Below are 25,074 nucleotides of genomic sequence, written 5' to 3'. Positions count from 1 at the left end.
GCGCATGGCTGAGGCCCTTTCACGGCGTGGCGACGCGCTACCTGCCGAATTACCTGGGATGGCGCTGGATCCTCGACGCCAGACGCATCCGCTCGCCTGAAGCGTTATTGAAAGCAACGGTGGGAGCATTCCCACACCTGACGGTGACATAGCCTTTTTTTTCGCCCCCCCCAGAAGCACGCCTGCAAATAAGTCTTGATTGCGAATGATTCTCATTTATAATTGATTTCAAGATTCCCCACCACCAGCCAGCCCATGCCAGCCAGTGTTCGCCTTGAAAGGAGACACCGTGTCGAGCATGCCCCCCGTTTGCAATTCCGAGCTGATCGTCAGCGAATTCGCCCGCCTGCGCCGTCAGAGCAAGGCCCGCCACCGCGATATCGCCGAACAACTGGCCATTTCCGAGGGCGAACTGATCGCCGCGCATGCGGGCCTGTCGCTGGCCGATGGCGCCTTGCTGGGCGCCGAGCGCCTGCAGGCCGACTGGCCCGCCATCGTCGCCGCGCTGGAGCCGCTGGGCGAAGTCATGGCGCTGACGCGCAACGCCTCGTGCGTGCATGAAAAGACGGGCGTCTACCGCAAGGCCAGCCACAACAACCACATGGGCCTGGTGCTCGGTGGCGACATCGACCTGCGCGTGTTTTACCGCCAGTGGGCGCATGGCTTTGCCGTACGCGAGATGGGCGAGCACGAGGTGCAGCGCAGCCTGCAATTTTTCGATGCCGCCGGCCATGCCGTACACAAGATTTTCCTCAAGCCGCAAAGCGAGCTGGCCGCCTACGACGCGCTGGTGACGCGCTTTGCCGACGCGGACCAGGCGGCCGGCATCGCCGTGGCGGCGCCGGCGCCGGCGCCTGCGGAACTGCCCGACGCGCAGATCGACGTGGCCGGCTTTCGCGCCGCCTGGGCCGACCTGCGCGACACGCATGAATTCTTCACCTTGCTGAAAACATATGCGGTCTCGCGCCTGCAGGGCCTGCGCCTGGCCGAGGCGCGCTTCGTGCAGCAGATCGACACTTCCTGCGTGCTCGACCTGCTCAACGACGCCGCGCGCGACAAAGTGTCCATCATGGCCTTCGTCGGCAATGCGGGCATGATCCAGATCCATTCGGGGCCCGTGCACAAGGTCGCCGTGATGGGGCCGTGGATCAATATCCTCGATGCGCGCTTCAACCTGCATTTGCGCGAAGACCATGTCGCCAGCGCCTGGGTGGTAAAAAAGCCGACCGTTGATGGCCTGGTGACGTCCGTGGAACTGTTCGATGCGAAGGGCGATACCATCGTCATGTTCTTCGGCGAACGCAAGCCGGGCATGCATGAGCTGTGCGAATGGCGCCATATCGTCGACAGGGTGGCGCAGGAGGGCGAACTATGCGCCGCATGATCGCCGCCAGCGTGGCGCGCCGCATCGCGCTGAAAAAAATGGGGGCGGGTGCGCTGGCGCTGGCCGCCGTTGCCGACGCGGGCCCGCTGAATCCAGACTCGCCGCAGCGCATCGCCAGCGTGGGTGGCGATGCCATTTCGTCGTACCCGCTCAAGACGCAAAAGTTGCCGCAGGTGGGCTAGCTGGGGGCAGGCACTGTCAAAAAAAGGGGGGGGGCTGGCTGCACGGCTGCAACTGATGTGCGCCGAGGGGACGTAACAGGAGGGGATAAGAAAACGCCGGGACAGTGCCCGGCGCGGATGTGCTGATTACTCGGCTGCCGGCTCGGCGCCGCAGCATTTCTTGTACTTCTTGCCGCTGCCGCAAGGGCAGTCGTCGTTGCGGCCCACTTTCGGCTCGTCGCGCTTCAGGGTTTGCACGGGAGCCTTGCGGCGCGGCACCCAGAAACGGTGGATGGCCGGCAGGTTCGCTTCCAGTTCCTGCGCCAGTTTGTGCGCCTTGACCGGGTCTTCCACCAGTTTCAGTTCTTCTTCCTTGATTTCGTCGGCGCCCAGCAGGTAGATCGGCTGCATCAGCGCGGCCACTTCGGAATCCCAGATTTCGTTCCACGAGCCGGGACGCAGTTCCATGCCGTCCCAGAAGCCCCAGCACCAGGCTTCGGCGTCGATCAGGGTCTGGCCTTCGTAGTCGTGTTCGACGAACAGGGCTTCGAATTCCTTCGGCGCCACTTCAAACGTCACCAGCACTTCATTCATGAAGCGCATGATCAGGTTGACGATGCGCTCTTCTTCCTTGCTGTTCTTGAATTTCGGCGCATCCTCGGCATTTTCGCCCCATACGCGCGGCAACCACTCGGCCGGCATGATCGGTTCCGGGCCGATGGCCACGGCCGTCAGATAGCCGTGCAGCATATCCATGGTCATGGCGTCTTCGGAGCACCGGTCCGACAACAGGAATTGGTCTAATTCGTCAAATTCTTTTTCTGATAATGGCTGTTCGAGTGACATGGCTTGCTCTTTGATGAAATGTAAGGCGCCAGTATACGCCTTGCGGCGCTTCATCACCGAAGTGTTTGCACCGGCGGCGCGCGCGCGCCTTACAATGTCGCTCATGCACAATGAAAACCAGCCGCACGAGGACGACCGGCCCGTCCATCCCTTTTCCGCCCTGAGCCCCGATTGCGTGCTCGATGCCCTCGACAGCGTGGGCTTACGCGGCGACGGCCGCCTGCTGGCGCTCAACAGCTATGAAAACCGCGTCTACCAGGTGGGCATCGAGGACAGCGCGCCGCTGGTCGCCAAGTTTTACCGCCCCGAACGCTGGAGCGACGCCGCCATCCTGGAAGAACACGCCTTCGTGTCCGAGCTGGTCGAGCGCGAAATTCAAGTCATTCCCGCGCTGGCCATCAACGGCAGCACCCTGCACCAGTACCAGGGCTTCCGCTTTGCCGTCTTTCCCCGCCACGGCGGCCGCGCGCCCGAGCTGGACGACCCCGCCACGCTGGAATGGATAGGGCGCTTCATCGGCCGCATCCACGCCGTCGGCGCGCTGTCGACCTACCGGGAGCGGCCGGCGCTCGACCACCAGACGTTTGGCGTCGAACCGCGCGAATTCTTGCTTGAGGGTAATTTCCTGCCGCCCGAACTGCTGGCCGCCTATTCCAGCGTGGCGCAGCAGGCGCTCGACGGCGTCAGGCGCTGCTATGACCGCGCGGGCGACGTGGCCTTGCTGCGCACGCACGGCGACTGCCATGGCGGCAACGTGCTGTGGACGGACGCCGGCCCCCATTTCGTCGATTTCGACGACAGCCGCATGGGCCCGGCCATCCAGGACCTGTGGATGATGCTGTCGGGCGAGCGCGGCGACCAGGTGCGCCAGATGAGCGACATCCTGGCCGGCTACGAAGACTTTTGCGATTTCGACCCGCGCCAGCTGTACCTGGTCGAAGCGCTGCGCACCCTGCGCCTGATCCACTATTCGGCCTGGCTGGCGCGCCGCTGGGACGATCCCGCCTTCCCCGTCGCCTTCCCGTGGTTTAACACGCAGCGCTACTGGCAGGACCGGATTCTGGAACTCAGGGAGCAGGTGGCATTGATGGACGAAGCGCCGCTCTGGCCCATTTGACCTAAACGTGGGAAAAGGGCGGTAAACGTCCTTCTTCTTGCCGCGCTGATTTGTGCATGCCTGTTCGATAATGGTGGTAATACCCCCATAAGCAACAGAAATTTACCCGGATAAGCGAGAAATCATGCAAGCACAGCAAAATCAGCGCCAGGCCGTTTCCCTCACCGTCGCCTATTCGGCCGACGACGAGTTCGACCAGGACAGCATCGTTTCGCTGCATGATTTCAAGGACCTGGAGAGCAAGGCCGAGGCGCCTGCGCCTGTCGCCGCCGCCCAGCCGCAGGCTGCGGCCGAGCCGGAGCAGGAAGCCGACATCAAGGCGCCCGCCGCCGAACGCCAGAAAATGGAATTGAAGGCCATCCACGAGGCGATCGCCCGCGTGGAAGCGGAAGCGAAAGCCACCTGCGCCGCAGAGAGCCGTGCCCTGGCCGAAGCGCGCGTGCGCTCGCTGGCAGAGGACCGCGCCGCCATCGATGCGGCCGCCGCCGCCGCCGCGCAGCAAAACGCGCAGGCGGCCGAGGAAGCCATCGCCGCCAACCGCGAGCGCCTGGAAACCATGCGCGCCGCCGCGCAGGCCAGCGTGGCCCGCCTGGAAGCGGTCAAGCAGGAGACGGCCGAACTGCGCGCCCGCGTGGAATCGGACAATGAAATCCGCCTGGCCGCCGAGGCGCGCGCCCGCGCCGAGCAGGAAAGCCGCTTGCGCGCCAGCGAACAGGTGGCGGTGCAGTCGGAACTGGCGGAACAGGCGGCCCGCGCCGCCGAGGAATTGCAGGTGCAGACGGAGCAGGCGCGCCTGCAGGCCGTCGAGCGCGTCGCCGCCGTGCAGGCGGCCAAGGAGGAAATGGTGGGCATCGCCTCGGCCGACGCCCGTGTTGCCGTGCTGGCGCGCGAACGCGAGCGCCACGCCCACGGCGCGCGCCAGACGGCGCAGATGCTGGCCGAAGCGGAAAGCGAAGCGCTGGAACTGACGGTGCAGCGCGAGCGCGCCGACCAGATCGCGCTGGAATCGGCCTTCAACCGCGCCGCCGCCGAAGTGCGCGCGCTGGAAGAGGCGCGCGCGCTGGCCCACCTGGAGCAGGAACGCGAAGCCATCGCGCTGGCGCAGGCGGAGTCCGAGCGCCATGCGGCGCAATCGCTGCACCTGCGCCTGCAGACGGAAAAGGAATTGCGCGACGCGGCCGTCCACCGCGAGCGCCTGGAAATGGTCGCCGCCGCCAGCGCCCAGGCGCGCCGCGACGCCGACATGCGCATCCTGGCCGCCACCGAGGCGCGCATCGAGGTGGACCGCCAGCTGCGCGCCGTGGCGCTGGCCCGCGTCGCCGCCGAACAGGATGCGGAAATCGCCGGCCACGCCAGGCTGGAAGCGGAAACGGCCGCGCTGGAACAGACCAAGGCGTTGGAAGCGGCCGAGCAGGCGGCGGCCGTGGCGGCAGCCCGCGAACTGGAAGAACAGCAGCGCGCCGCCAGCCTGGCGCAGGAACGCGCCGAACTGGCGCGCCAGGCGGCGGAACTGGCTGCGCGCCAGAACGCGGCCGAGGAACAGGAAATCGCCAGCAGCGGCGCGCAGCTGGCCGCGCAGGCGCAGGCCTTGGCGCTGGCCGAGGAAAAAGCGGCGCAGGCTGCGCGACTGCAGGCTCAGGAGCAGGAGCGCCTGGCCGCCGAACAGGCCGCCATCGCCGCCCTGAACGAGAAACTGGACGCGGAAGCGCTGGCCTTCAACGCGGCGCAGGATCGCATCGCCGCCGAAGCGGCGCAAGCGGAACTGCTGCGCGGCCAGCACGCGGCCGAGCAGGCCTTGCGGGAAGCGGCGGAAAAGGAGGCGCACGCCATCCGCATCCTGACGGACCAGGCGCTGGTCGAAGGCGAACAAAAGGCGGCCGCCGCGCAAGCCGTGCAGGCGCAGGCGCGCCTGGCCGTGGAACTGGGCCAGGTGCACAGCGAGCGCGCCCGCGTGGAAGAGGACAAAGCCCGGGAAGCCGATGCGCTGCTGGCGTCCGAACGCGACTTCGTTGCCGCCGAACGCGAATCGCTGGCGCTGATCGCGCAAAAACTGGTGCAGCAGCGCCAGACGACGGCGGCCGAGGAGCGGGCGTCGAAAGCCATCGCCGGCCGCCTGGAAGCGGAAAAGCAGGCGACGCAGGCCGCCGAAGCGCGCGCCGGCATGGAACAGGAAGCGCTGGAAGCCATGCGCCAGCGCGAACAGCTGGAACTGGCCGCCCGGCAGGCCGCCAGCGAGAAACTTGATGCGCAGCAAGCCTTGCTGGCCAGCGCCCAGGCCCACGCGGCCCTGCAGCGCAAGGCGGCCGACACGACGCGCGCCATGGCCGAAGCCAGGCAGCAACTGCTGGACCTGGAAACGGCCCGCGCACAACAGCAGGAACGCGAACTGGCCGCCCTGCGCGCCAGCCTGGAACAGCAGCAAAGCGCGTTTTCCAGCTCGCTGGCCGCTGCCCGCGCCAAGGCTGAACAGGTAAGCTCGGCCAGTCTGACGCGCGAAGTGATCGAGCGGCTGACGCAGCCTAACGAGTCGGCCGGCGCCGTCTGGCGCTCGCGCTAGGTAGGATAGCGAACCAAACCTACTGCGCGGCGCGCTTTGCGGCTGGCGATGCGCACCGGCTCGGCGCCCCGTACTAACGTTCGGTTGCGCTTCTCAGCCGCAAATCACTGCCGCTCGCGACGGTTTCGTTCGGTATCGTTACTTTGGCGGAAGAGCAAGATTTTTTACGTTTTTCCATCAGAACTTCCGTCCCACTCCCACCAAAATGACATCCGCATCGCGGTGATAATCGGTGACGACCCGGTTCCACGCCACGTGCGTCACCCAGCGGCGGTCGACGTGGTAGCGGGCAACGGCTGACAGCAAGCCTGTCAGGCGCGTGCTGTGGCCCTGCGTGTCGCGTCCATCCCACGCCAGGTAGGGGCCGCCGCCCATGCCGAATTCCACCTTTTCATTGAGCGAGCGGATCAGCCACAGCTGGGCGGCCACGCCGCGCCGGTGCGCCAGGTCCGTGTCGCCTTCATCGAGGGCGGTGACGGTCCAGTCCACGTATTTTCCCGCCGCGCGCCGGTATTCCAGCGTGAACGGGCGCGAGGACTCCGAGCGCAGGCTGTTGACGATGGTGTGGCCCGTCGAGACGGTCAGCGTGTCGTCGTGCGCCCAGTTCTGCAGGTGCAGCTTGGCGCCCGGCACGCCGTCGTAGCGGTAGCCCGCGCCGATCAGCAGATGCGTGGTGTTGTCCTTGCCGTCCGGCTTGATGCGGTTGAGCTGTGCCTGCGCATACCAGCGGTTGTCGAACTGCCAGCGTGCCTGCAGGCTGACGATGGAACCCCAGCCGTGGTCATTGTCGAAGTTGTGCAGGCCGTCGTCCGTCCTGGCCGTATCGAAGAAGAAATAGCGGCCCGCGCCCGCGCCCAGCATCAGCCCTTGCTCCCCCTTTTTCGTGCGCAGCCAGAACTGGCCCGCCATGCCGTCGCGATGGTGGTCTTGCGGGTGGCCCTCATTGATGTAGGACAGGCTCATGGCGTTGTAGTCGCCCACCGGCTGCGTGTAGCTGACGGCGGCGACGAAGGTGCGCTCCTTGGTTGAACTGACTTTCAGGGCGCCGGCCATGCCGGAGATATCCTGCGCCTGCAGCGACAGGGGGAGGGAACTGGCCAGCAGGAGCAGGCCGGAGAGGCGGATGTGCATGGTGTTTCCGGTAGTGGTGATACACGCTATTGGTCGGCTGGCTGGGCGTCATGCGATAGCGCAAAGATCACGCACATTTACTACATTAGTAAAATTAATCAGTCAGAACTAATTGCTGTAGTGTATAAGAAAGTGAGAATGTGTGAGGCACGTCACAAATTTCTTGCTAGAAACTCATTGCCGCTAAGGCGGGGAAGGGCTGGGAGGGGGCGCCGGCCTGGAATGGCCGGCCGGCGCGGTATTGCGGGTATTACTGGCTCAGCACGACCTTGTCGGCATAGTATTCCGTCTCGCCGAAGCATTGCGTGGGCACGCCCTTGTGCTGGCTGTAGGTGACGAGGATGCGCTTGCCGGCCGCGGCCGTCAATTGCTTTGCCACTTCCTCGTCGCGCACGCTGAACTGGAATTTTTCCGGGATGGTGCCCGGCAATGCCGTCAGCAGCAGCTCACCTTCCCATGTCTTGCAGATCCAGCCCCGTTTGGAGAACTTTTGCAGGTAGCCCGCCCGTTCGCCTTCCGAGTACGAGAAGCTGAGGGCCATCCACGTGTAGGCGGACAGCAGCAGGAAGCCGGCCACGAGGAAGATGACGAAGGCGAAGGTGACTTTTTTGGTCGTAGGGGTCATGTTAGGGTTGTCTAGGTAAAAAAATGGGGATGCCTGAAAATGTACAGGGCGAGGCAATGCAAGGCCGCCCTGGACTTTTTCAAGCGGTCCCTCAGTCTTTGCTGCCGGCTTTCCAGTTCAGGCCAAAGTTATATCGCTCGTCCATGGCCTGGTGCGCCGTGATTTTACCTTGGCCGCCGAAGTATTCCACCAATTTTGTCACCTGCAGGTTGCCGCCGTGGTTTTCCAGCATGGCGATGGCGCACATGGCGTGCGGGCTGTCTGTGTCGAGGCGCACTTCCACCGTGGGCTGGCCGGGAATCTCGATCGTCACCACGCCATCCGTGGCGGCCCAGTTCGGCACGCCTTCGTAGATGAAGGCGTACACGAGCACGCGCTTGATCTGGTCGAAATGGCTGCCGTTGATGAAGATGTTTTCGCCGCTGCTGACGCTGCCCGTGCGGTCGTCGCCTTCCAGGTGGATGTACGGTGGCCTGTCATACGCGCCCCAGCTGTTGCCCAGCGCCTGCACGGCGCTCTTGGCGCCATTGCTCATCTCGAACAGGCAGCCGATGTCGAGGTCGATGCCGCCGGAACGGCCGGCCGGCTTGTTGAACAGCTTGCCGAGGAAGCCCGTGTCGAGCTTCGATGCGGGCGCCTGGCCTTGCGACGCGTTCTGGTTCCAGTTCAGGTTGACGCGGATGCGGCCATAGCCGCCGCTGTCGCGCTTGTCGAGCGAAATCTTGTCGCCGCGCTTTTCCAGGCGGATTTTCGACAGCGAGACTTTATTTGCCGGCGGCGGTGCCGCTGGCGCAGGAGCCGGCGCCGGAGACGATTGGGCTGCTTCGCTGCCGCCGAAATGCTTGAGCAGCGCCGCCAGGCCGCCCGCAAAACCCTGGCCCACGGCGCCGAAGCGCCAGCTGCCGTCGCGGCGATACAGTTCGCCGATGATGACGGCTTTTTCGTCCTGGAAGTCCGTTCCCGTGAAGGCAAACGTGGCCGCCTGGCCCAGCGCCATGCTGGAGTTGCCCAGCGCGCGCATGCTGCCCTGTTCCGTCGCCGCCGTAAACACCAGCTTGTCGATCGAGGCGGGCAGGCGGGCAAGGTCGATTTGGAACACGGAGCGGGGGCCGTTCAGCTCCACCGTGACGGCGTTGTCCGGCGCGCTTTTCTGGTTGTAGAACACCATGTAGCGGTCGTCCGACAGCTTGCCGGCCGCATCGACGCCGAAGCAGCTGACGTCCACTTCCATCGAACCGGAAGCGATATCGAGCGTGACGGCGAACGGGCCGTTCAAGCCCAGGTCAGCCAGTTTGCCTTTTTGTCCACGTGTGAAATTGCTCATGGTCGTGCAGTCCCTTCGTCGCTGGAGAGTTGAGTATTCAAGGAGTGATGCAAATGGGGGGGCGATGCCGCGGCGCCGTCGGCGTGGCGGATGCCGAACAGGCGCGCCTGCTCGATGATGCGCTGCGCCCAGCTGGAGTGGGTCGCCACTTCGCACATCGATTCCTGCATGCGGAACACGGCCGGGCTGTCCGGGTCGATGATGCGCAGCGCCAGTTCGATGTCCGACTGCGCCACCTGGTAGTGGCGCTCGATCTGCGGCACCTGGTCCGGGTGGATGGCCGTCTTGGCGATCATGCCGTGCGCCATGTCCTGCGCCACTTCGGCGTCGAGCCAGCTGCCCTGCGACAGGTGCTCGAAGACGGGCGCCGTCAGCTGGAAGCCGTGCGGCTTGAAGATGGTGACCAGGCGGCCGATGACCTGCCCCAGCGGCGTCGAATAGATGGTGCCGCTGGTGGGGCGGCGCAGGCCCAGCAGGGCCAACAGATCGTTGCCGCCGATGCGCAGGGCCAGGATGCGGCGCCGCACCTCGGGCGCCGACAGCATGAGACGGAACTGCTTCATTTCCTCGTCGTCGAACACTTCCGCCGTTTCCAAGGTCGGCATCAAGAGGTGGTGCGTGTGGCGCACGAGGTCGAAATACGCGGCGAAGTTGTGGCGCGTGGATTTCGGCAGCACGAAGCCGCTCAATTTGTCGGCGCCGGGCATGGCCAGCACGCGCGCCAGCACCTCAAGGTTACGCACGCGCACGAAGCGCAGGGTATCCGATTCTGCGCCCATGTTTTGCAGCGCCAGCGACAGGTTGAACAGCGCGTAGCTGAGATCGCGCTCGGCGATGGCGTCTTCGGTGCACAGGATGACCGAACGCAAATGGCTGAATTTGTCGCCGTTGGCGATCGCCAGCAAGTCCTTGTGCGTGGTCGGCACGTACATGGAGGCGCCCAGCGCCGCCTTGTGCTCGCTTTGCGGGTGTAGGGAGTTGTTATCCATCGACTGCGCTCCTGATAAGGGCGACCGCCTGGTAAGGCAGCGCCGGTTCTACGGTGACGGGTATGGCTTTTTCCTGCGCCAGAAGCAGCAAATGTGCCACGTCCGGGGCATTCGTGTCGCGCACGATCAGGCGCTCGGGCACGCGGCGCAGCAGCACCCGCGTCGCTTCGCCGATGCCCGGTTTGATCAGGTTGATGTCGCTGATGCCGTATTGCTGCTGCGCGGCCGCCATATAGGCTTGCGAGCGGGCCGCCATGGCCGGCGCATCGCTCGCCTCGGCCAGCGGAATGCCGCTGCTGGCGGCAACGGCCATGGCGTCGGCCACCAGGCCGTCGGCGAAATCGCGCGACTGGTCGTGCGGCTCGAACTGCGCGTAGTACACGCAGCCGTGGAAGTCGCCGGGGGCGATGCTGTCATTGAGCACGGAGCGGCTCACCAGGCCGGAAACGGTGGCGTTCAGGATGCTCGACGGGATCAGGTAGTCGCCCGACGAGGCGGCGCAGGCGGCCGTGCCGGCCAGGTCGGACAGCACGAACAGGCCGCCGTCGATGGCCGTGCCATTGGCCGCGTTGAAATCGTGGACCGTCTGGCGCAGTTCGCGCGAAATCACGCCCTTGCCCGTCCAGCCGTCGACGAAGACGATGGACTCCGGCGCATGGCCCTGCGCCAGGATGTGCTTCAAGGCGTTCGCATCGATGCCGCGGTCGCGGATGATGGAGACGGAATAGTGGCTGCACTCGCGCTGGAATACCTGGCGCAGCAAGTGCCCGAGGATGACGCCCACGGGCGTGCCGGCGCGCGCCAGCGACACCAGGGTGATGGGGCCAGTGCGGCGCGCCGCGATCAGGGCCGCCAGGCGCAGGCAGTCGCGCGCCATCTGCAGGCGGTTGGCCGCGAACGCGCTCTGGAACAGGGCCAGGTAGGCGGGCGAGGGCAGGGATTCCGGCGACAGCATCTCGCTGTAATGGCGCTGGCCCGACTGGATCAGCCGCTCTTTTTCGGCCAGGTCGCGTATCGGTTCGAGCGCCATTGGCGTGAGCAGAAACTCCACGTCTTCCTGGCGGTAGCTGCCGCTGAAATGCTGCTTGTCTTGCGTCATAGCGCCGCCACCGTGAGGGCCGCCAGCTGGGTGCCGTTGGGGATGATGGCGTAGTCGCAGGCGGCCATGAAGCGGGCGTCCGAGCGGCTGTCGCCCATGCCGAAGCTGACGATGGGGCCGTGTTCGGCTTCCAGTTCCGCGCGCAGGTAGGCCACGGCGCGCGCTTTATTTAACGTTTTCGGCAGCACGGCCAGGTTGTTGCCGTTGCGGTGGATGAAGTAGTCGGACCCTTCACCGGCGATCCACTGCTGCAGCACCTGTTCTTCGATGTCGGCCAGGCGCTCGCCGCGCGCTTCATGGTCCTTGACGACGATGTAGAACGGCGTGTTGTAGTCTTCGATCAGGCGCGCGCGCGAAGGCATGCCCGTCCTGGCCTGGAAATCGTCGATGATGCGCATGGCGTCCCGCAGGCCGGGCAGCGCCGTCTGCATGTCGTTCTGCATCAGGGACAGCCAGCCCGCGTCGAGCGCGCCGCCAGGCTGCAGCACGATGCCGCCGTAATCGAGCACGCTGTAGCTGGTAAACGGCAGGTCGACGCGGCGGAAGGCGTCGCCATTCCTGGCCGTGGCGGGTATCAATGTCATGCCGCTTTGCGCGAAATCAAAGAAGGCGCGCTGGCGCGCCGTCGTAAACGAGCAGGCATCGCCATTTTTCAAATAGGCGGCCGCTTGCAAATCGGTCTCGCCCGGACATTTTTTAGGGGTCTGGAACAGTGTGTCGTCCAGGTCAACAAACAGGAATTTCTTCAATTTTGGTCTCTGACTGAAAGTGGAACAGGCGGCCGTTCAACTGGCCGGCGAGTTGCATGAGGGCCGGGCTGGCCGGGGTTTCATGGCAGATGAAAACGTGCTGGTACTGGCCAGGCGCCACGTTGTACAGGTAGTTGGCGATGCCTTCGCCGTAATTGTCGTCGCAGTGGACGATATGGCCGACGGAGCCCCACGACAGGATGGGCGAGCGCGTGGTCGACTGCACCACCACGTTCTTGCCCAGGCTTTCCAATTCGCGCGCCAGCAAAAACGACGGGTGCATGAATTCGCCCGTGCCCAGCACCAGCACGGAGTCGCCGGCGCCGATTTCCTGCGCCAGCTGCACGGCCAGCCCTTGCGGCGCCGCCAGGGCGCGGCCCACGCCGATGCGCCCGAAGGCGGGGCTGGCGCCCCGTTCTTCGTTGGCCTCGAAGCGCTGCGCGCTGGCCGCCACGGGGGCCGGCGCCGCGCCGGCCTGGAAGGCGTAGTGGCCGGACAGCGCCGCGCCGATGGTCGTGGGCAGGCCGAAACGCTCACTCAGGCCCGCGTTGGCGGCCTGGCCCATGAAATTGGTGATCACGCCCAGGTGCAGCTTTTCCAGCTGCGGATAGCGCGCGCGGCATACTTGCACCAGGTTGGCGAAGGTGTTGCCGGTCGACGCTTCATCATCGATCAGCACCAGGCTGCGCGCCGTGGAAAACAGGGCGCTGGCCGCGTCGGACAGGTGCAGGAACTGGCGCGGCGCGTGGCTGTGCGATTCCTCGAATTCGAAGAAGGGCACCGTGCCCACGCGGTAGCGCGAGCTGTGCAAAAACAGGGCCTTGCCGTTCGGGTTGGCGCGCAGCCAGGCTTCGAACACGCCCTGGCCCAGGCCGACGGCCGTTTCCGCCATGGCGATGAAGACGACGGGGCCGGGCAGGCTGGGAGGAATCTGCGCGGCCAGGTCGTCGTGGATGGCTTGCATGGCGCGCGGCGTGACGGGCCAGTGCTTGCCCAGCACCTTCGAGAGGAACAAAAAGCCCCGCTTGGCGTTGGCGCGCGCGGCAAAGCCGATCAGCCAGTCCAGCGGAAAGCGCGCCTCGTCCACCTTCAGGGTCAGTTCGCCCGTGGGCATCTGCTGCTTGACGAGGTTCATGGCAGCTCCACGGCGTAGGCGGCTTCGCCCACGCGCATGCCCTCGCGGATGGCGGGCACGGTGAGCTTGTCGTAGCCCTGGTCGAAGCCGGCCAGCGCCAGGTAGGGCAGGTTGGGGCCGGCCGCGCACGCCATGCCGATGCCGCCCGACATGCGCGGATTGATCTCCAACAAGGCCAGGCCATGCGCGCCTTCGCGGAACTGGATATTGAACACGCCATTGAGGCGGTAGTCGCGCGCGAGCTGCTCGCAGGCGGCCAGCAGGTCGGCGCGCAGCTCGATCAGCTGGCCGCTGCCGCCCGCGTGCAGCTTCTTGCGCGGCACGGCGCAAATGAGCTTGCCCTGGTCGGCCACGCAGTCGGCGCTGTATTCGTGGCCGTCGAGGTATTCCATCAGCAGCAGGGTTTTAAATGTCCCCATCTGCGCCAGGCCGCTGCGCAGCTCTTGCGCATTGATCTGGTAGGCGGCCCCGGCCAGCAGCAGCTGGGCGCTCGTGCGTTCTTCGTCGAGCACGGCAAAGCCCAGGCCATACACGGATTCCGAGGGCTTGATGCACAGTTTGCCGTGCAGCGGGCGCAGTTCGGCGTAGGCGGCGTCGTATTCTTCAATGGTGGTGACGGCGCGGTAGTCGGCCGGGCGCGCCATGGGCAGGTCGAGGCCGTCGCAGAAGCGCGCCTTGTCGTGCATCAAGGCCAGCGTCTCTTCGCTGGCCACGCTGAGCACGCGCGTGCCGATGGCGGCGAAGCGCGCGCTGGCGCTGCCGATCAGGCCCGCTTCCTTGCCTGGCCAGAAAATCGTGATGCCCCGGTCGCGGCAAAATTCCAGGCACCACTCGACATAATTGAGGCCCGTCAATCCCGACGGTTCGACCGCGTATTCGTGCGCCGACAAAAAGGCCGCCGCATGCGCATTCGTATTGCTGCACACGATGTGATAGCGGGGCGCGCCGCCATTGGCGGCGCTGTCGGCTTCGCGGATCAGGCGCATGGCCGTGCCGACCGAGGAAAATGTTTTGTTGAACCAGACTCTTTGCATGTACGGGGACCGGGTGGAAATAGGAGAAGCCGCGCGCAGGTGCGCGCGCGGGGAGTCTAAGCGACCAGACTTAACCTGGCCTTAGAGGGAGGGGAATCAGCCGGCTTTGCCCGACGCTATCCACTTCAGGAACGCATCGCGGTTGCGCGAGCAGATGAAGACCTTGCCCGAGCCGGAAAAGCGCAGCACGATGCCTTCGCCGCTGGTCACGCTGTTGACGATATTGCCGAGGAAGCCGCCGATGCCGCCGCCGCTGGCACCGCCGCCCGTGGTCACGGAAATCTCGTATTTCAGGCTGTTGTCCCAGCAGACCACGTGGGAATTGTCGATCACGACGTCCTTGCCCGGCTCGACGTCGAGCTGGAACATGGAGCCGAAGCCCGACACCACCACTTGTCCCGTGCCGGCCGTCTCCATGACGAAGAAGCCGCCCGACTGCGCGAACAAGGCGTTGCCGATGCTTTGCGTGCGCACCTTCATTTCCGTGCCCGAGGTGGCGGCGACAAAGGCGCCGTCGTTGAGCAGGTACTGGCGCGCGCCCACGTCGACCACCTCGATGGCGCCCGGCAGGGTGGGCGAGAGCAGGCAGTCGCCGCTGCCGCGCACCGCTTCGATATGCTGCTGGAAGAACGATTCGCCGTTGGCGAAGCGGCGCATGATGGCGCTGCCCAGGCCACCCGTCATCTTGCCCTTCAAATCGAGCGCCGTTTCCATCATCACCATTGCATCGGATTCGCAATAGATGGTTTCGCCCTGCTTCATGCTGACGTGAAGGAAGGGATCGACGTCGCCCGTGACACTAAATACCGGCATGATAAATCTCCAAAAAAAAGCCGCCTGATCTGTGCAGGCGGCAGTAATGATATGACATTAAGATAATTCACCTCGGAAAACCGTAGCGAGCAAGCTCGATTTCGGGTCGAGTAGCGCAGCTGTACGGAGGTACAGCGAGCAACGCAGGCCCGAAAGTGAGCGGCGCAGTAGGTTTAACGAGCGTGAATTAGGCGTTGACGCCGAAAGAACGGGCCAGAGGCCCCAGGCCGCCGTTGAAGCCCTGGCCGATGGCCTTGAACTTCCATTCGCCGTTGTAGCGGTAGATTTCGCCAAAGATCATCGCCGTTTCCGTCGAGCTGTCTTCGGACAGGTCGTAGCGGGCGATTTCTTTTTCGCCTTCCGCGTTCAGGCAGCGGATGAAGGCTTTCGACACCATGCCGAAGTTCTGGCGGCGCGCGTCGGCGTCGTGGATGGTGACGGTGATGCTGATGCGGTCGATGTCAGCCGGCACGCGGGTCAGGTCGATTTCGATGCGCTCATCGTCGCCTTCGCCTTCACCGGTCGTGTTGTCGCCCGTGTGCACGACGGAGCCGTCCGTCGACTTCAGGTTGTTGTAGAAGATGAAGTCAGAGTCGCCACGGACTTTGCCGTCGCTTTTCAGGAGGAAAGCACTGCCGTCAAGGTCAAAGGTGGCGCCATCCGTCGAACGAGGATCCCAGCCGAGGCCGACGATGATCTTCTTCAGGTTCGGTGCTTCCTTGCTCAGGTTGACGTTGCCGCCTTTTTGCAAACTGATTGCCATGTGGTGCTCCTTAAAAAATTAAACTCGATCATGCCTGCATGGGATGAGCGCGTAAGGCGCTCGTGCCATCACTCTCTCAATTGGGGACGATCTCCCCGATTTCAAGCTTGTGCCGCGTGCCGTTTGCGATAACGCAAGGACGACCACAGCGAGACCAGGATGAAGGCCACGCCCGACAGGCCCGTGAACCACTCCGGAATATGGTACTTGACGGACGCCAGCATGATCAAGGCCAGGATGCCGATCGCATAATGGGCGCCGTGCTCAAGGTAGACGAATTCGTCCAGGGTGCCCTTGTGCACCAGATACACCGTCATCGAGCGCACGAACATGGCGCCGATGGCCAGGCCCAGCATGATGATGACGACGTCGTTGGTGATGGCGAACGCGCCGATCACGCCGTCAAAGCTGAACGAGGCGTCCAGCACTTCCAGGTACAGGAAGCCGCCGATGCTGCCGCGCGCCACGGTTTTCACCAGCTCGCCATTGCCGTTTTTGGCTGGCGCGGCGCCTTCTTCTGCGTCATCCTGCAAGTCCGGCTCGCCTTCTTCCAGCAAGCCGCTGATCCAGTTCACGCCGATGTAGACGGCGATGCCGACGATGCCCGAGGCCAGCACGCTGTACTTTTCTTCCACGGGGCCCATGGCCACGCAGGCGGCCACGGCGCCCATGGTGATCAGCACGGCCAGGCTTTCTGTGCCCAGCGCGTTGACTTTTTCCTCGGCCCAGCCCAGCCAGTGCAATTCCTTCTCGTCATCGAACAGGAAGTTCAGGAACACCAGCAGCAAAAAGGCGCCGCCGAAGGCCGCCACCTGCGCGTGGTTGTCCGTCAGGTGTTTCGCATAGACATCGGGCGTGGTGGTGGCCATGGTCCATACGTCCACCAGGCCCAGGCCCGTGGCGACGGAAACGATGACCAGCGGAAACAGCAGCCGCATGCCGAAGACGGCCACGAGGATACCGACCGTGAGGAACAGTTTTTGCCAGAATTCATTCCAGTGGCGCAAGACCGAGGCGTTGACCACGGCATTGTCGAACGACAGCGACACTTCCATGACGCCCAGCACGCCCGTGATCCACAGTGCTTGTATCATGCCCGGCACGCCGCCATGGCTGTAGCCCCACCAGCCCGACACCGCCATGAGAATGAAGGTAACTAAGAAAGAAATTCTGAAATGCCGCATGAATACCCCGTTGTATGAAAGACGTTTGATGATCAGCGCCGCGCTGTGCGCCACTGCCGGTGTTGATATACGTCAATTGTTGTATATGCCATGATTTTATATTAGTTGCCGCCGGGGGCGGCGTTTTGCAGGATGCGGCTGGACAGTTTTGCTGGCGCGGGCGATCTGCGATAATTGCGGCGCGCCTGTCTCTCCAGACACACTCTCTACCTATAAAAGAAGGAATACCCCGTGGATATCGCTTACCTCGTCACGCCCCTGATCGCCTGGATACTGGTCGGACCGATCAAATTCCTGATCAACAGCGCCCGCACCCGGCAGTGGGCTTTCGGCCTGGTCGGCAATGGCGGCTTTCCCAGCAACCATAGCGCCGTCGTTTCCAGCATGGCGACCCTGATCGCCTTGCGCGAAGGCATAGGCCATCCCGCCTTCGGCGTGGCCGTGACCCTGGCCTTCATCGTCATCATCGACGCCAACAGCCTGCGCCAGCACGTGGGCAAGCAGGCGGCCGCCATCAACCGCCTGGCCGGGGAAGCGGCCAGCGCCGCCCACAAGACCTTGCGCGAGCGCATGGGCCATACGCTGGTGGAAATCGCCGGCGGCCTGTGCACGGGCGTGGCGATCGGTTTCCTGATCAATTACGTGTTTGCCCGCTAAGCACTCGTTTCTTCCCGTACAAACCCCGCCTGAAGGCGGGGTTTTGCGTTTCAGGGCGCAAAAACTACGTTTCATCCACTGATTAAAGCATTACAGGAAACGGCCGATTGACATGGCCGGACACGCTCATGGATACTTTGGCGCTTGTGGTTTTAATAAAAATAAATGTCTGCTAACGCCTGCCGCCCTATCCGGGCCGCCGGGCCGGTAGCGGTCCTATCTATCCGGAGAATTACCCATGTTGCGCAAAACCCTGTTTGTTCTGGCAATCGCTTCTGCCCTGGCCGCCTGCGGCAAAGAGTCCAAAGATCCCGGCAAGGGCGGCAAGAATGCCAAGGAGCAGGCGGGCGCTGCCGTGAATCTGCTGGTATCCCCGGAAGACGTGCTGACCATCCAGAGCAATGCGCTGGCGTCCGGTCCCGTGATTACGGGTTCCGTGCAGCCCGAGCGCAACGCGGACTTGCGCGCCGAAGTGTCGGCCGTGGTGATCCAGGTCATGAAGGAAAATGGCGAAGTCGTCAAGCGGGGCGACGTGCTGGTGCGCCTCGATGAAACGTCGATCCGCGACAGCCTCAATTCGGCCGAGGAAGCGAGCCGTGCCGCCAGCCAGGTGCTGGAGCAGTCCGAACGCATGTTCCAGCGCATGAAGACCCTGCGCGCCTCGGGCATGACGTCGACGCAGGCGCTGGAAGACGCGGAAATCCGCCGCAACAATGCGCAAAGCGACCTGTCCGCCGCGAAGAGCCGCGCCGTGCAGGCGCGCCAGCAGCTGCAGCGCACCCTCGTGCGCGCGCCTTTCGATGGCATCGTGAGCGAGCGCAAGGTATCGAATGGCGATACGGCGCAGATCGGCAAGGAATTGATCAAGGTCATCGATCCGACCAGCATGCGCCTGGAAGGCCTGGTGTCGGCCGACAAGATCGGCGTCGTCAAGGTGGGCCAGCCCGTGTTGTTCCGCATCAATGGTTATCCGGGACAGGATTTCGCGGGCAAGGTGCGCCGCGTCGATCCGGCCGCCAACGCCGTCACGCGCCAGGTGGCCGTGCTCGTCGATTTCAACGACAAGGAGCAGCCGCGCGTGGCCGGCCTGTATGCGGAAGGGCGCATCGAGACGGAAACCGTCAGCGCCCTGATGATACCCGACTCGGCCCTCGTGAAGGCGGGCGACGTCACGTACACGTGGAAAGTCAAGGACAAGGCCTTGCATAAAACCAATTTGCGCATCGGCGCGCGCGACGTGCGCACGGGCCAGTGGGAAGTGAAAAGCGGCCTGGCCAGCGGCGACACCGTGCTGCGCACGCCCGGTTCGACCTTCAAGGATGGCCAGAAAGTGGAACTGACGGCGGCCAAGGCCTTGCCGGCGGCCGCCATGGCCAGCAGCAGCACCGCCGTTGCCGGTAAAGGAAACTAAGCCATGTTCCTTTCCGATTTCAGTATCAAGCGGCCCACGGCCACCATTGTCCTGATCCTGGCGATGATGTGCGTCGGCTTGCTGGCGCTCAAAAAACTGCGCGTCAACCAGAATCCCGACGTCGAAGTGCCGTTCATCGTCGTCAGCATTCCTTACCCTGGCGCCTCGCCCGACACGGTCGAGCGCGAAGTGGTCAACCGCCTGGAAAAGTCGCTGCAAAGCATTTCCGGCGTGACCGAAGTCAATAGCGATTCGAATGAAGGTTCGGCCAGCATCTTCCTGAAGTTCACCTTCAATACCAATCTGATCGAAGCGTCCGACAATATCCGCAATGCGATTGCCGCCGTGCGCTACAAATTGCCGACGGAAATGCGTGAACCCATCCTGCAGCGCATCGACCCGGCTGCCGAACCGATCATGCAGCTGGCCCTGTCGTCGAACTCGCAAAGCCATGCGGAAATATCCCGCCTGGCCGAGGACGTGCTGTCGGACCGCTTCCGCACCGTCGATGGCGTGGCGCTGGTCAACGTGGGCGGCTCGCTCAAGCGCGAACTGTCCGTACTGCTGCGCGCGGAAAAGTTGCGTGAATATAATGTTTCCGTCAGCGACGTCGTCACCGCCCTGCGCAACCAGAACACCAATGCGCCCGTCGGCAAGGTGCGCGGCACCCTGGACGAGAAAAGCATCCGCCTTGTGGGCCGTATCGAGTCGCCGGCCGACTTCGAAAAAGTCGTGATCAAGCGCCGCGGCGAGGAAATCGTGCGCCTGGCGCAAGTGGCCACCATCCAGGATGGCTTTGCCGAGGTCAACAGCCTGAGCATGCGCAGCGGCAAGCCCAACGTGGGCATGTCGATTACCCGCGTGCGCGACGCCTCCACCGTCAGCGTAGCCAACAAGATCCGCGACATGGTGGCGGAAATCAACAAGACCTTGCCGCAAGGCACGATCCTGCAAGTGACGCGCGACGGCGGCGAAAACGCCCAGCATAGCCTGAACAATGTGATCGAATCGCTGGTGCTGGGCGCCGTGCTGACCATTTTCGTCGTCTACGCCTTCCTGAACTCCTGGCGTTCGACCCTGATCACGGCGCTGAGCCTGCCCACGTCCGTGATTGCCGCCTTCATCGCCGTGTGGCTGTGCGGCTTTACCCTGAACTTCATGACCCTGCTGGGCCTGTCGCTGGCCATCGGCGTGCTGATCGATGACGCCATCGTCGTGCGCGAAAACATCGTGCGCCACATGCAGATGGGCAAGGACCGCCGCACGGCCGCGCTGGAAGGCACGGCCGAGATCGGCATGGCCGTGGCCGCCACGACCTTCTCGATTATTGCCGTCTTCATTCCCGTCGCCTTCATGCCGGGGATCTCGGGCGAATGGTTCCGTCCGTTTGCCTTGACGGTGACGTGCTCGGTGCTCGTCAGCCTCGGCATCTCGTTTACGCTCGACCCCATGCTGTCGGCCTACTGGGGCGATCCGGTCGAGGAACATGCGGCGCCGAAAAAGGGCATCGGCCGCGTGCTGGAGAAATTCAACCACTGGTTCGACCACCAGGCCGACCGCTATGGCCGCGTGATCGCCTGGGCCCTGCATCACCGCCGCTGGATGGCCGTCATCGCCTTCGGCAGCCTGGTGGGCGCCATTGTTCTGCACGCTACGCATGGCGGCACGAGTTTCTTGCCGGCATCCGATTCCGGCAATCTGATGATCAATGTGCGCACGCCGTCGTCGAGCAGCATCGAGTATTCGCGCCTGAAGCTGGAAGCGGCGGCCGTGCTGGCGCGCTCCTTGCCTGAAACCAAGGATACCAACAGCTCCATCAATGCGGGCGGCGGCCGCGTGTATGTCGACATCGGCAAGCGCAACACGCGCAAGCGTTCGGCCAAGGAAATCGCCGTCGAGCTGCGCGAGAAGATGTCGCGCCTGGTGGGCGCCGAATACGTGGTGCAGGATGACTTGAGCAATGGTTCGCAAAAGCCCATCCAGGTGGAATTCACGGGCCCGGATTCGCGCAAACTGATGGAAATCACGAACGCCTACATGGACAAGCTGCGCGCCATACCCGGCGCCGTCGACGTGGGCTTGTCGGAGCAGGATCCGAAGAACGAACTGCAGATTGAACTCAACCGCGGCCTGGCCAACTCGATGGGCATTTCCGTCAATGATGCGGCGCAATCGCTGCGCGTGGCCTTTGCCGGCGTGGAAGTGGGCGACTGGGTCGATCCGACGGGTGAAACGCGCGACGTGGCCGTGCGCCTGCATCCCGACGACCGCGTGGCATCGGAAAACATCGAGCGCCTGCCGATCAGCGTGACGGGCACCTCGCAAATGGTGCCGCTCGACCAGATCGCCACCATTACCATGGGCAAGGGCCCGTCCGGCATCGAGCACAAGAATGGCAAGCGCACGATCACCGTGTCGGCCAATGCGCAGGGCCGCTCGAACGGCGAAGTGACGAGCGACGCCATGAAACTGGCCAAGTCCATCGACTTCCCGCCCGGCTACGGCCTGGCGCTGGGCGGCGCCGGCCAGGACCAGCAGGAGCTGTTCACGGAAATGCTGATCGCGCTGGTGATGGGTATCGGCCTGATGTATTTGATCCTCGTCATGCAGTTCGGTTCCTTCACGGCGCCCGTGGCCGTGATGATGTCCTTGCCGCTCAGTCTGATCGGCGTGGTGGTGGCGCTGGTGATCACGAATAACACTCTCAACCTGATGAGTTTTATCGGCATCATCATGCTCATGGGCCTGGTGGCCAAGAACGCCATCCTGCTGCTCGACGCGGCGCGCAAGCGCGAGGAAGAAGGCCATGGCCGCGAGGAAGCACTGATGTATGCGGGCCGCATGCGTTTGCGCCCCATCCTGATGACCACGTTCGCGCTGATCGCCGGCATGTTCCCCGTGGCGCTGGGCCTGGGCGAGGGCGGCGAGTTCTACCGTCCACTGGCGATCGCCATCATCGGCGGCACCATCACTTCGACGATCCTGACCCTGCTGGTCGTGCCGACCTTCTATGACAGCATCGAAATCGCCCGCGATGGCGCCGTGGCCAAGTTCCACCGACGCGCCGCGCGCATGCCCGTGGCCGTGGCCATGGTCTTGACCTTGCTCGAATGCGTGCTGACCCTGCTGCTGGTGCGTTTCGTCTACCGCATGCTGAAAAAGGCCGTGCTGTTCCTGATGGGCCGCCGCGCGCCGAAAGCGGCGTCCGTCAGCCTGCAAAAGTAATTCAAGCCAGCCTCGACTGCGCATTCCTTGTGCCAGGTCAAAGAGCCTTCTTCGGAAGGCTCTTTTTACGTCTGGTGCTCTACAATCGTAGAACGGATGGGCAGATCCGCCGGTCCGTACGGGGATATTTTTCAACGGTAATGTGGCACGGCAACGTATCGGACCTGCACCATGTTTTCCAGCCTCCGGCAGCCCATACTCGGCATCCTCACGGCATGCCTGCTGGCCGCGTGCGCCGTCGGGCCGGACTTCCAGCGTCCCGCCGCCCCCGGCGGCGGCGACAGTTATACCCCGGCGCCCTTGCCGGCGCAAACGGCGGCGGCGCCCGGTCCGGCCGGCCAGGCGCAGCGCTTCGTGCCGGGCCAGGATATTCCCGCGCAATGGTGGACGCTGTTCCAGTCGCCGGCGCTGGACCAGCTCGTGCGCGGCGCCCTCGCGCGCAATCCCGGCCTGGCGTCGGCCCAGGCGGCCCTGCGCCAGGCCGATGAAAACTACCGCGCCCTGTCCGGCCGCCTGCTGTATCCGGACGTGCGCGCCCAGCTGGGCGCCAGCCGCGAGAAAAACAGCAGCCTGGAGGGCGTGGGCGGCGTCCTCAATTTGTATAACGCCTCCGTGAATGTGTCGTATGCGCTGGATGTGTTTGGGGGCAACAAGCGCCAGCTGGAGGGCTTGCAAGCCCTGGTCGACTACAGACAATATCAACTGGAAGCGACGTACCTGGCCCTGACGGCCAACCTGGTGACGACGGCCATCCGCGTGGCGTCCTTGCGCGCCCAGCTGCAGGCCACCGGCGAGATACTCGATGCGCAGCAGAAGCAGCTGGACCTGATCGAACAGCAATTCCAGTTCGGCGCCATCGCTCGCGCCACGGTATTGCTCCAGCGCAACACGGTGGCGCAGACGCGGGCCACCCTGCCGCCGCTGGAAAAAGCCCTGGCCCTGGCGCGTCATCAGCTGTCCGTGTATGCGGGCAGGCTGCCCAGCGAGCCCGGCATGCCCGAGTTCGACCTGGCGTCGCTGCACTTGCCGCGGGACTTGCCCGTCTCCCTGCCGTCGGCCCTCGTGCGCCAGCGCCCCGACATCCGCGCCAGCGAAGCACTGCTGCAGCAGGCCAGCGCGCAGATCGGCGTCGCCACGGCAGCCATGTACCCCCAGTTCACCCTGACGGGCAATGTGGGCGCCCTGGCCACCAGCATTCCCGCGCTGCTGCACGGCGGTTCCTCCGTGTGGGGCGTGGCGGCCGGGCTGGCCCAGCCCATTTTCAATGGCGGCGCGCTGCGCGCGGAGCGGCGTGCGGCTGTCGCCGCCTACGAGGGCGCGGCGGCCGATTACCGCGCCACCGTGCTGGGCGCTTTCCAGAATGTGGCGGACAGCCTGCGCGCGCTCGAGGCCGATGCGGCCGCCTTGCAGCAGCAGGCCGAGGTGGAGGCGCTGGCCCGCGAATCGCTGGCCTTGAGTACGCAGCAATTCAAGCTGGGCGCCATCAGCTACCTGAGCCTGCTGGATGCCCAGCGCACCTATCAGCAGGCCAGGGTGGGCCTGGTACAGGCGCAGGCGGCCCGCCATGCCGACAGCGCCGCGCTGTTCCAGGCGCTGGGCGGCGGCTGGTGGAACCGTCCTGCGCTGGACAATGTTGCCGCCACAACCACCTTGCCGGCGAGGGCGGGCCGGGACTGATTTTTGGACGCCGGAATACACGGGGAGGGCATCCATGACGAAACGCACGAAGCGCATGCTCATCATGCTGGGGGCGGTGGCGCTGTTGATTGCCCTGCTGGCGCTGGGATTTTTCCTGCACATTCGCCAGCTCATGGCCAGTTCGCCCAAGCCCGCGCCGCAGACGGTGTCGGCAACCATCATCCGCAAGGTCGACTGGCAACCGCAGCTGTCCTCCGTAGGCACCCTGGTGGCCGTGCGCGGCGTCGACGTGACGAGCGAAATCGCCGGCCTCGTCAGGTCCATCCATTTCAAGTCCGGCCAGGAAGTGGTGGCAGGGCAACTGTTGCTGCAGCTGAACGCCGACGCCGACCTGGCGCAGCTGCGCGCGCTGGAGGCGGCCGCCGAACTGGCCGCGTCCGTGCTGGCGCGCGACCGCCAGCAATTTGCCGTGCAGGCGATCAGTCAGGCGCAGATCGACAACGACGCGGCCGACCTGAAAAGCAAGCAGGCACTGGCGGCCCAGCAGGCGGCGCTGGTGGCAAAGAAAACCATCCGCGCGCCGTTCGCGGGCAAACTCGGCATCACCACCGTCAATCCGGGCCAGTATTTGAATCCCGGCGACAAGATCGTGACCTTGCAAACCATCGACCCCATCTATGTCGACTTCTATATTCCGCAACAGCAGCTGGGCGGCCTGCAGGTGGGCCAGGTGCTGACGCTGTCCAGCGATGCGCATGCGAACACGGCGTTTGCGGGCAAGGTCAGCGCCATCAGTTCCAAGGTCGACCCCGCCACGCGCAATGTGCAGGTGGAAGCCACGGTGGCCAATCCCCAGCGGCAGTTGCTGCCTGGTATGTTCGCCAACGTCCACGTGGAAGTGGGCGGGAAGAAACAATACCTGACCTTGCCGCAGACGGCCATCACCTATAACCCGTACGGCTCCACCGTCTTCGTCGTGCATCCGGCGCCACCGCCCAAGGCCGGCGCGCCCCCGCCGAAGGCGGGCGACCTGGTGGTGCAGCAAGTGTTCGTGACGACGGGCGAAACGCGGGGCGACCAGGTGGCCGTGCTGACGGGGCTGGCCGAGGGGCAGCGGGTCGTCACCAGCGGGCAGATCAAGCTCAAGAACGGCAGCCCCGTGGTGATCAGCAACGTCGTCGAGCCGCGCAACAATCCGCAGCCCACGCCGCAGGAACATTGAGTCGAGGCGC

At 64.4% G+C, this 25,074-nt stretch carries 21 protein-coding genes and 1 pseudogene; 10 read left to right on the top strand and 12 right to left on the bottom strand.

Annotation, left to right across the window (positions count from 1 at the left end; translation table 11 throughout):
- The 3 genes and pseudogenes from BXA07_RS30350 to BXA07_RS21360 form a co-directional block, all read left to right on the top strand.
- Positions 1-152 (top strand): annotated as a pseudogene (locus BXA07_RS30350) (IS1595 family transposase); the annotation flags it as partial.
- Between the two features lie 146 nt (positions 153-298).
- The gene (locus BXA07_RS21365) at positions 299-1,384 is read left to right on the top strand and encodes a hemin-degrading factor (RefSeq protein ID WP_076570642.1); all 1,086 of its coding nucleotides are present in this window, start codon (positions 299-301) and stop codon (positions 1,382-1,384) included.
- Positions 1,372-1,566 carry a hypothetical protein gene (locus BXA07_RS21360; protein WP_076570641.1) on the top strand — a complete coding sequence of 65 codons (195 nt, stop codon included), beginning with the start codon at positions 1,372-1,374 and terminating at the stop codon, positions 1,564-1,566. Before BXA07_RS21365 ends, BXA07_RS21360 begins: the two co-directional genes overlap by 13 nt.
- Positions 1,567-1,692: 126 nt before the next feature.
- Here the strand turns inward: BXA07_RS21360 and BXA07_RS21355 are convergent, their stop codons facing one another.
- The gene (locus BXA07_RS21355; RefSeq protein ID WP_076570639.1) at positions 1,693-2,391 is read right to left on the bottom strand and encodes a UPF0149 family protein; all 699 of its coding nucleotides are present in this window, start codon (positions 2,389-2,391) and stop codon (positions 1,693-1,695) included.
- A gap of 103 nt (positions 2,392-2,494) precedes the next feature.
- Here BXA07_RS21355 and BXA07_RS21350 point away from each other — a divergent pair, with 103 nt between their 5' ends.
- Together BXA07_RS21350 and BXA07_RS21345 are read left to right on the top strand one after the other, a co-directional pair.
- On the top strand, positions 2,495-3,508 hold the full coding sequence (locus BXA07_RS21350; RefSeq protein WP_139335689.1) for a serine/threonine protein kinase: 1,014 nt from the start codon (positions 2,495-2,497) through the stop codon (positions 3,506-3,508).
- A 124-nt stretch (positions 3,509-3,632) separates the two neighbouring features.
- On the top strand, positions 3,633-6,065 hold the full coding sequence (locus tag BXA07_RS21345) for a coiled-coil domain-containing protein (protein WP_076570638.1): 2,433 nt from the start codon (positions 3,633-3,635) through the stop codon (positions 6,063-6,065).
- Between the two features lie 177 nt (positions 6,066-6,242).
- Here BXA07_RS21345 and BXA07_RS21340 read toward each other — a convergent pair whose 3' ends face one another.
- The 11 genes from BXA07_RS21340 to BXA07_RS21290 all read right to left on the bottom strand — a co-directional run bounded on the left by BXA07_RS21340 (position 6,243) and on the right by BXA07_RS21290 (position 16,911).
- Positions 6,243-7,196 carry a hypothetical protein gene (locus tag BXA07_RS21340; RefSeq protein ID WP_076570636.1) on the bottom strand — a complete coding sequence of 318 codons (954 nt, stop codon included), beginning with the start codon at positions 7,194-7,196 and terminating at the stop codon, positions 6,243-6,245.
- Positions 7,197-7,446: 250 nt separating this feature from the next.
- Complete coding sequence (locus BXA07_RS21335; protein WP_076570635.1) at positions 7,447-7,821, bottom strand: hypothetical protein; 375 nt, start codon at positions 7,819-7,821, stop codon at positions 7,447-7,449.
- Between the two features lie 91 nt (positions 7,822-7,912).
- Positions 7,913-9,145, bottom strand: a complete 1,233-nt coding sequence (locus BXA07_RS21330; RefSeq protein ID WP_076570633.1) for a TerD family protein — start codon at positions 9,143-9,145, stop codon at positions 7,913-7,915.
- The gene (locus tag BXA07_RS21325; protein ID WP_076570632.1) at positions 9,142-10,134 is read right to left on the bottom strand and encodes an HpcH/HpaI aldolase/citrate lyase family protein; all 993 of its coding nucleotides are present in this window, start codon (positions 10,132-10,134) and stop codon (positions 9,142-9,144) included. Before BXA07_RS21325 ends, BXA07_RS21330 begins: the two co-directional genes overlap by 4 nt.
- Positions 10,127-11,233 (bottom strand): cysteine protease StiP family protein, encoded by a 1,107-nt coding sequence (locus BXA07_RS21320; protein WP_076570630.1) that lies wholly within the window; start codon positions 11,231-11,233, stop codon positions 10,127-10,129. The genes BXA07_RS21325 and BXA07_RS21320 overlap by 8 nt, the downstream gene beginning before the upstream one ends.
- Entirely contained in the window at positions 11,230-11,982 is a 753-nt protein-coding gene (locus tag BXA07_RS21315) for an HAD family hydrolase (RefSeq protein WP_076570629.1), read from the bottom strand. The genes BXA07_RS21320 and BXA07_RS21315 overlap by 4 nt, the downstream gene beginning before the upstream one ends.
- Positions 11,960-13,117, bottom strand: a complete 1,158-nt coding sequence (locus tag BXA07_RS21310; RefSeq protein WP_076570627.1) for a phosphoribosyltransferase domain-containing protein — start codon at positions 13,115-13,117, stop codon at positions 11,960-11,962. Before BXA07_RS21310 ends, BXA07_RS21315 begins: the two co-directional genes overlap by 23 nt.
- Positions 13,114-14,151 carry an ATP-grasp domain-containing protein gene (locus BXA07_RS21305; RefSeq protein ID WP_076570626.1) on the bottom strand — a complete coding sequence of 346 codons (1,038 nt, stop codon included), beginning with the start codon at positions 14,149-14,151 and terminating at the stop codon, positions 13,114-13,116. The genes BXA07_RS21310 and BXA07_RS21305 overlap by 4 nt, the downstream gene beginning before the upstream one ends.
- A gap of 96 nt (positions 14,152-14,247) precedes the next feature.
- A complete protein-coding gene (locus BXA07_RS21300) occupies positions 14,248-14,964 on the bottom strand; it encodes a TIGR00266 family protein (RefSeq protein ID WP_076570624.1) in 717 nt (238 codons plus the stop codon).
- 187 nt (positions 14,965-15,151) lie between these two features.
- Entirely contained in the window at positions 15,152-15,727 is a 576-nt protein-coding gene (locus tag BXA07_RS21295; RefSeq protein WP_046682304.1) for a TerD family protein, read from the bottom strand.
- Between the two features lie 101 nt (positions 15,728-15,828).
- The gene (locus BXA07_RS21290) at positions 15,829-16,911 is read right to left on the bottom strand and encodes a DUF475 domain-containing protein (RefSeq protein WP_076570687.1); all 1,083 of its coding nucleotides are present in this window, start codon (positions 16,909-16,911) and stop codon (positions 15,829-15,831) included.
- Between the two features lie 231 nt (positions 16,912-17,142).
- On the opposite strand from BXA07_RS21290, the gene BXA07_RS21285 reads away from it, so the two are divergent.
- The 5 genes from BXA07_RS21285 (at position 17,143) to BXA07_RS21265 (ending at position 25,064) form a co-directional block, all read left to right on the top strand.
- A complete protein-coding gene (locus tag BXA07_RS21285) occupies positions 17,143-17,568 on the top strand; it encodes a divergent PAP2 family protein (protein ID WP_076570622.1) in 426 nt (141 codons plus the stop codon).
- Between the two features lie 238 nt (positions 17,569-17,806).
- Positions 17,807-18,979, top strand: coding sequence for an efflux RND transporter periplasmic adaptor subunit (locus BXA07_RS21280; protein WP_076570621.1), 1,173 nt, complete (start codon positions 17,807-17,809; stop codon positions 18,977-18,979).
- A gap of 3 nt (positions 18,980-18,982) precedes the next feature.
- Positions 18,983-22,204, top strand: a complete 3,222-nt coding sequence (locus tag BXA07_RS21275; protein WP_076570619.1) for an efflux RND transporter permease subunit — start codon at positions 18,983-18,985, stop codon at positions 22,202-22,204.
- A 171-nt stretch (positions 22,205-22,375) separates the two neighbouring features.
- On the top strand, positions 22,376-23,881 hold the full coding sequence (locus BXA07_RS21270) for an efflux transporter outer membrane subunit (protein WP_076570618.1): 1,506 nt from the start codon (positions 22,376-22,378) through the stop codon (positions 23,879-23,881).
- A gap of 34 nt (positions 23,882-23,915) precedes the next feature.
- Entirely contained in the window at positions 23,916-25,064 is a 1,149-nt protein-coding gene (locus BXA07_RS21265) for an efflux RND transporter periplasmic adaptor subunit (protein WP_076570616.1), read from the top strand.
- Positions 25,065-25,074: the final 10 nt, after the last annotated feature.

The sequence above is a fragment of the Janthinobacterium sp. TND4EL3 genome (assembly GCF_900156175.1).
GTDB lineage: Bacteria > Pseudomonadota > Gammaproteobacteria > Burkholderiales > Burkholderiaceae_D > Janthinobacterium.
Note: the sequence above shows the minus strand (reverse complement) of the source record. Positions and strands in the feature narration are given on the sequence as shown.

Bases quoted from the DNA above. Each gene is read 5' to 3' on its own strand.
- BXA07_RS21365 (WP_076570642.1), top strand. From the start codon at position 299: ATGCCCCCCGTTTGCAATTCCGAGCTGATCGTCAGCGAATTCGCCCGC.
- BXA07_RS21360 (WP_076570641.1), top strand. From the start codon at position 1,372: ATGCGCCGCATGATCGCCGCCAGCGTGGCGCGCCGCATCGCGCTGAAA.
- BXA07_RS21355 (WP_076570639.1), bottom strand. From the start codon at position 2,391: ATGTCACTCGAACAGCCATTATCAGAAAAAGAATTTGACGAATTAGAC.
- BXA07_RS21350 (WP_139335689.1), top strand. From the start codon at position 2,495: ATGCACAATGAAAACCAGCCGCACGAGGACGACCGGCCCGTCCATCCC.
- BXA07_RS21345 (WP_076570638.1), top strand. From the start codon at position 3,633: ATGCAAGCACAGCAAAATCAGCGCCAGGCCGTTTCCCTCACCGTCGCC.
- BXA07_RS21340 (WP_076570636.1), bottom strand. From the start codon at position 7,196: ATGCACATCCGCCTCTCCGGCCTGCTCCTGCTGGCCAGTTCCCTCCCC.
- BXA07_RS21335 (WP_076570635.1), bottom strand. From the start codon at position 7,821: ATGACCCCTACGACCAAAAAAGTCACCTTCGCCTTCGTCATCTTCCTC.
- BXA07_RS21330 (WP_076570633.1), bottom strand. From the start codon at position 9,145: ATGAGCAATTTCACACGTGGACAAAAAGGCAAACTGGCTGACCTGGGC.
- BXA07_RS21325 (WP_076570632.1), bottom strand. From the start codon at position 10,134: ATGGATAACAACTCCCTACACCCGCAAAGCGAGCACAAGGCGGCGCTG.
- BXA07_RS21320 (WP_076570630.1), bottom strand. From the start codon at position 11,233: ATGACGCAAGACAAGCAGCATTTCAGCGGCAGCTACCGCCAGGAAGAC.
- BXA07_RS21310 (WP_076570627.1), bottom strand. From the start codon at position 13,117: ATGAACCTCGTCAAGCAGCAGATGCCCACGGGCGAACTGACCCTGAAG.
- BXA07_RS21305 (WP_076570626.1), bottom strand. From the start codon at position 14,151: ATGCAAAGAGTCTGGTTCAACAAAACATTTTCCTCGGTCGGCACGGCC.
- BXA07_RS21300 (WP_076570624.1), bottom strand. From the start codon at position 14,964: ATGCCGGTATTTAGTGTCACGGGCGACGTCGATCCCTTCCTTCACGTC.
- BXA07_RS21295 (WP_046682304.1), bottom strand. From the start codon at position 15,727: ATGGCAATCAGTTTGCAAAAAGGCGGCAACGTCAACCTGAGCAAGGAA.
- BXA07_RS21290 (WP_076570687.1), bottom strand. From the start codon at position 16,911: ATGCGGCATTTCAGAATTTCTTTCTTAGTTACCTTCATTCTCATGGCG.
- BXA07_RS21280 (WP_076570621.1), top strand. From the start codon at position 17,807: ATGTTGCGCAAAACCCTGTTTGTTCTGGCAATCGCTTCTGCCCTGGCC.
- BXA07_RS21275 (WP_076570619.1), top strand. From the start codon at position 18,983: ATGTTCCTTTCCGATTTCAGTATCAAGCGGCCCACGGCCACCATTGTC.
- BXA07_RS21270 (WP_076570618.1), top strand. From the start codon at position 22,376: ATGTTTTCCAGCCTCCGGCAGCCCATACTCGGCATCCTCACGGCATGC.
- BXA07_RS21265 (WP_076570616.1), top strand. From the start codon at position 23,916: ATGACGAAACGCACGAAGCGCATGCTCATCATGCTGGGGGCGGTGGCG.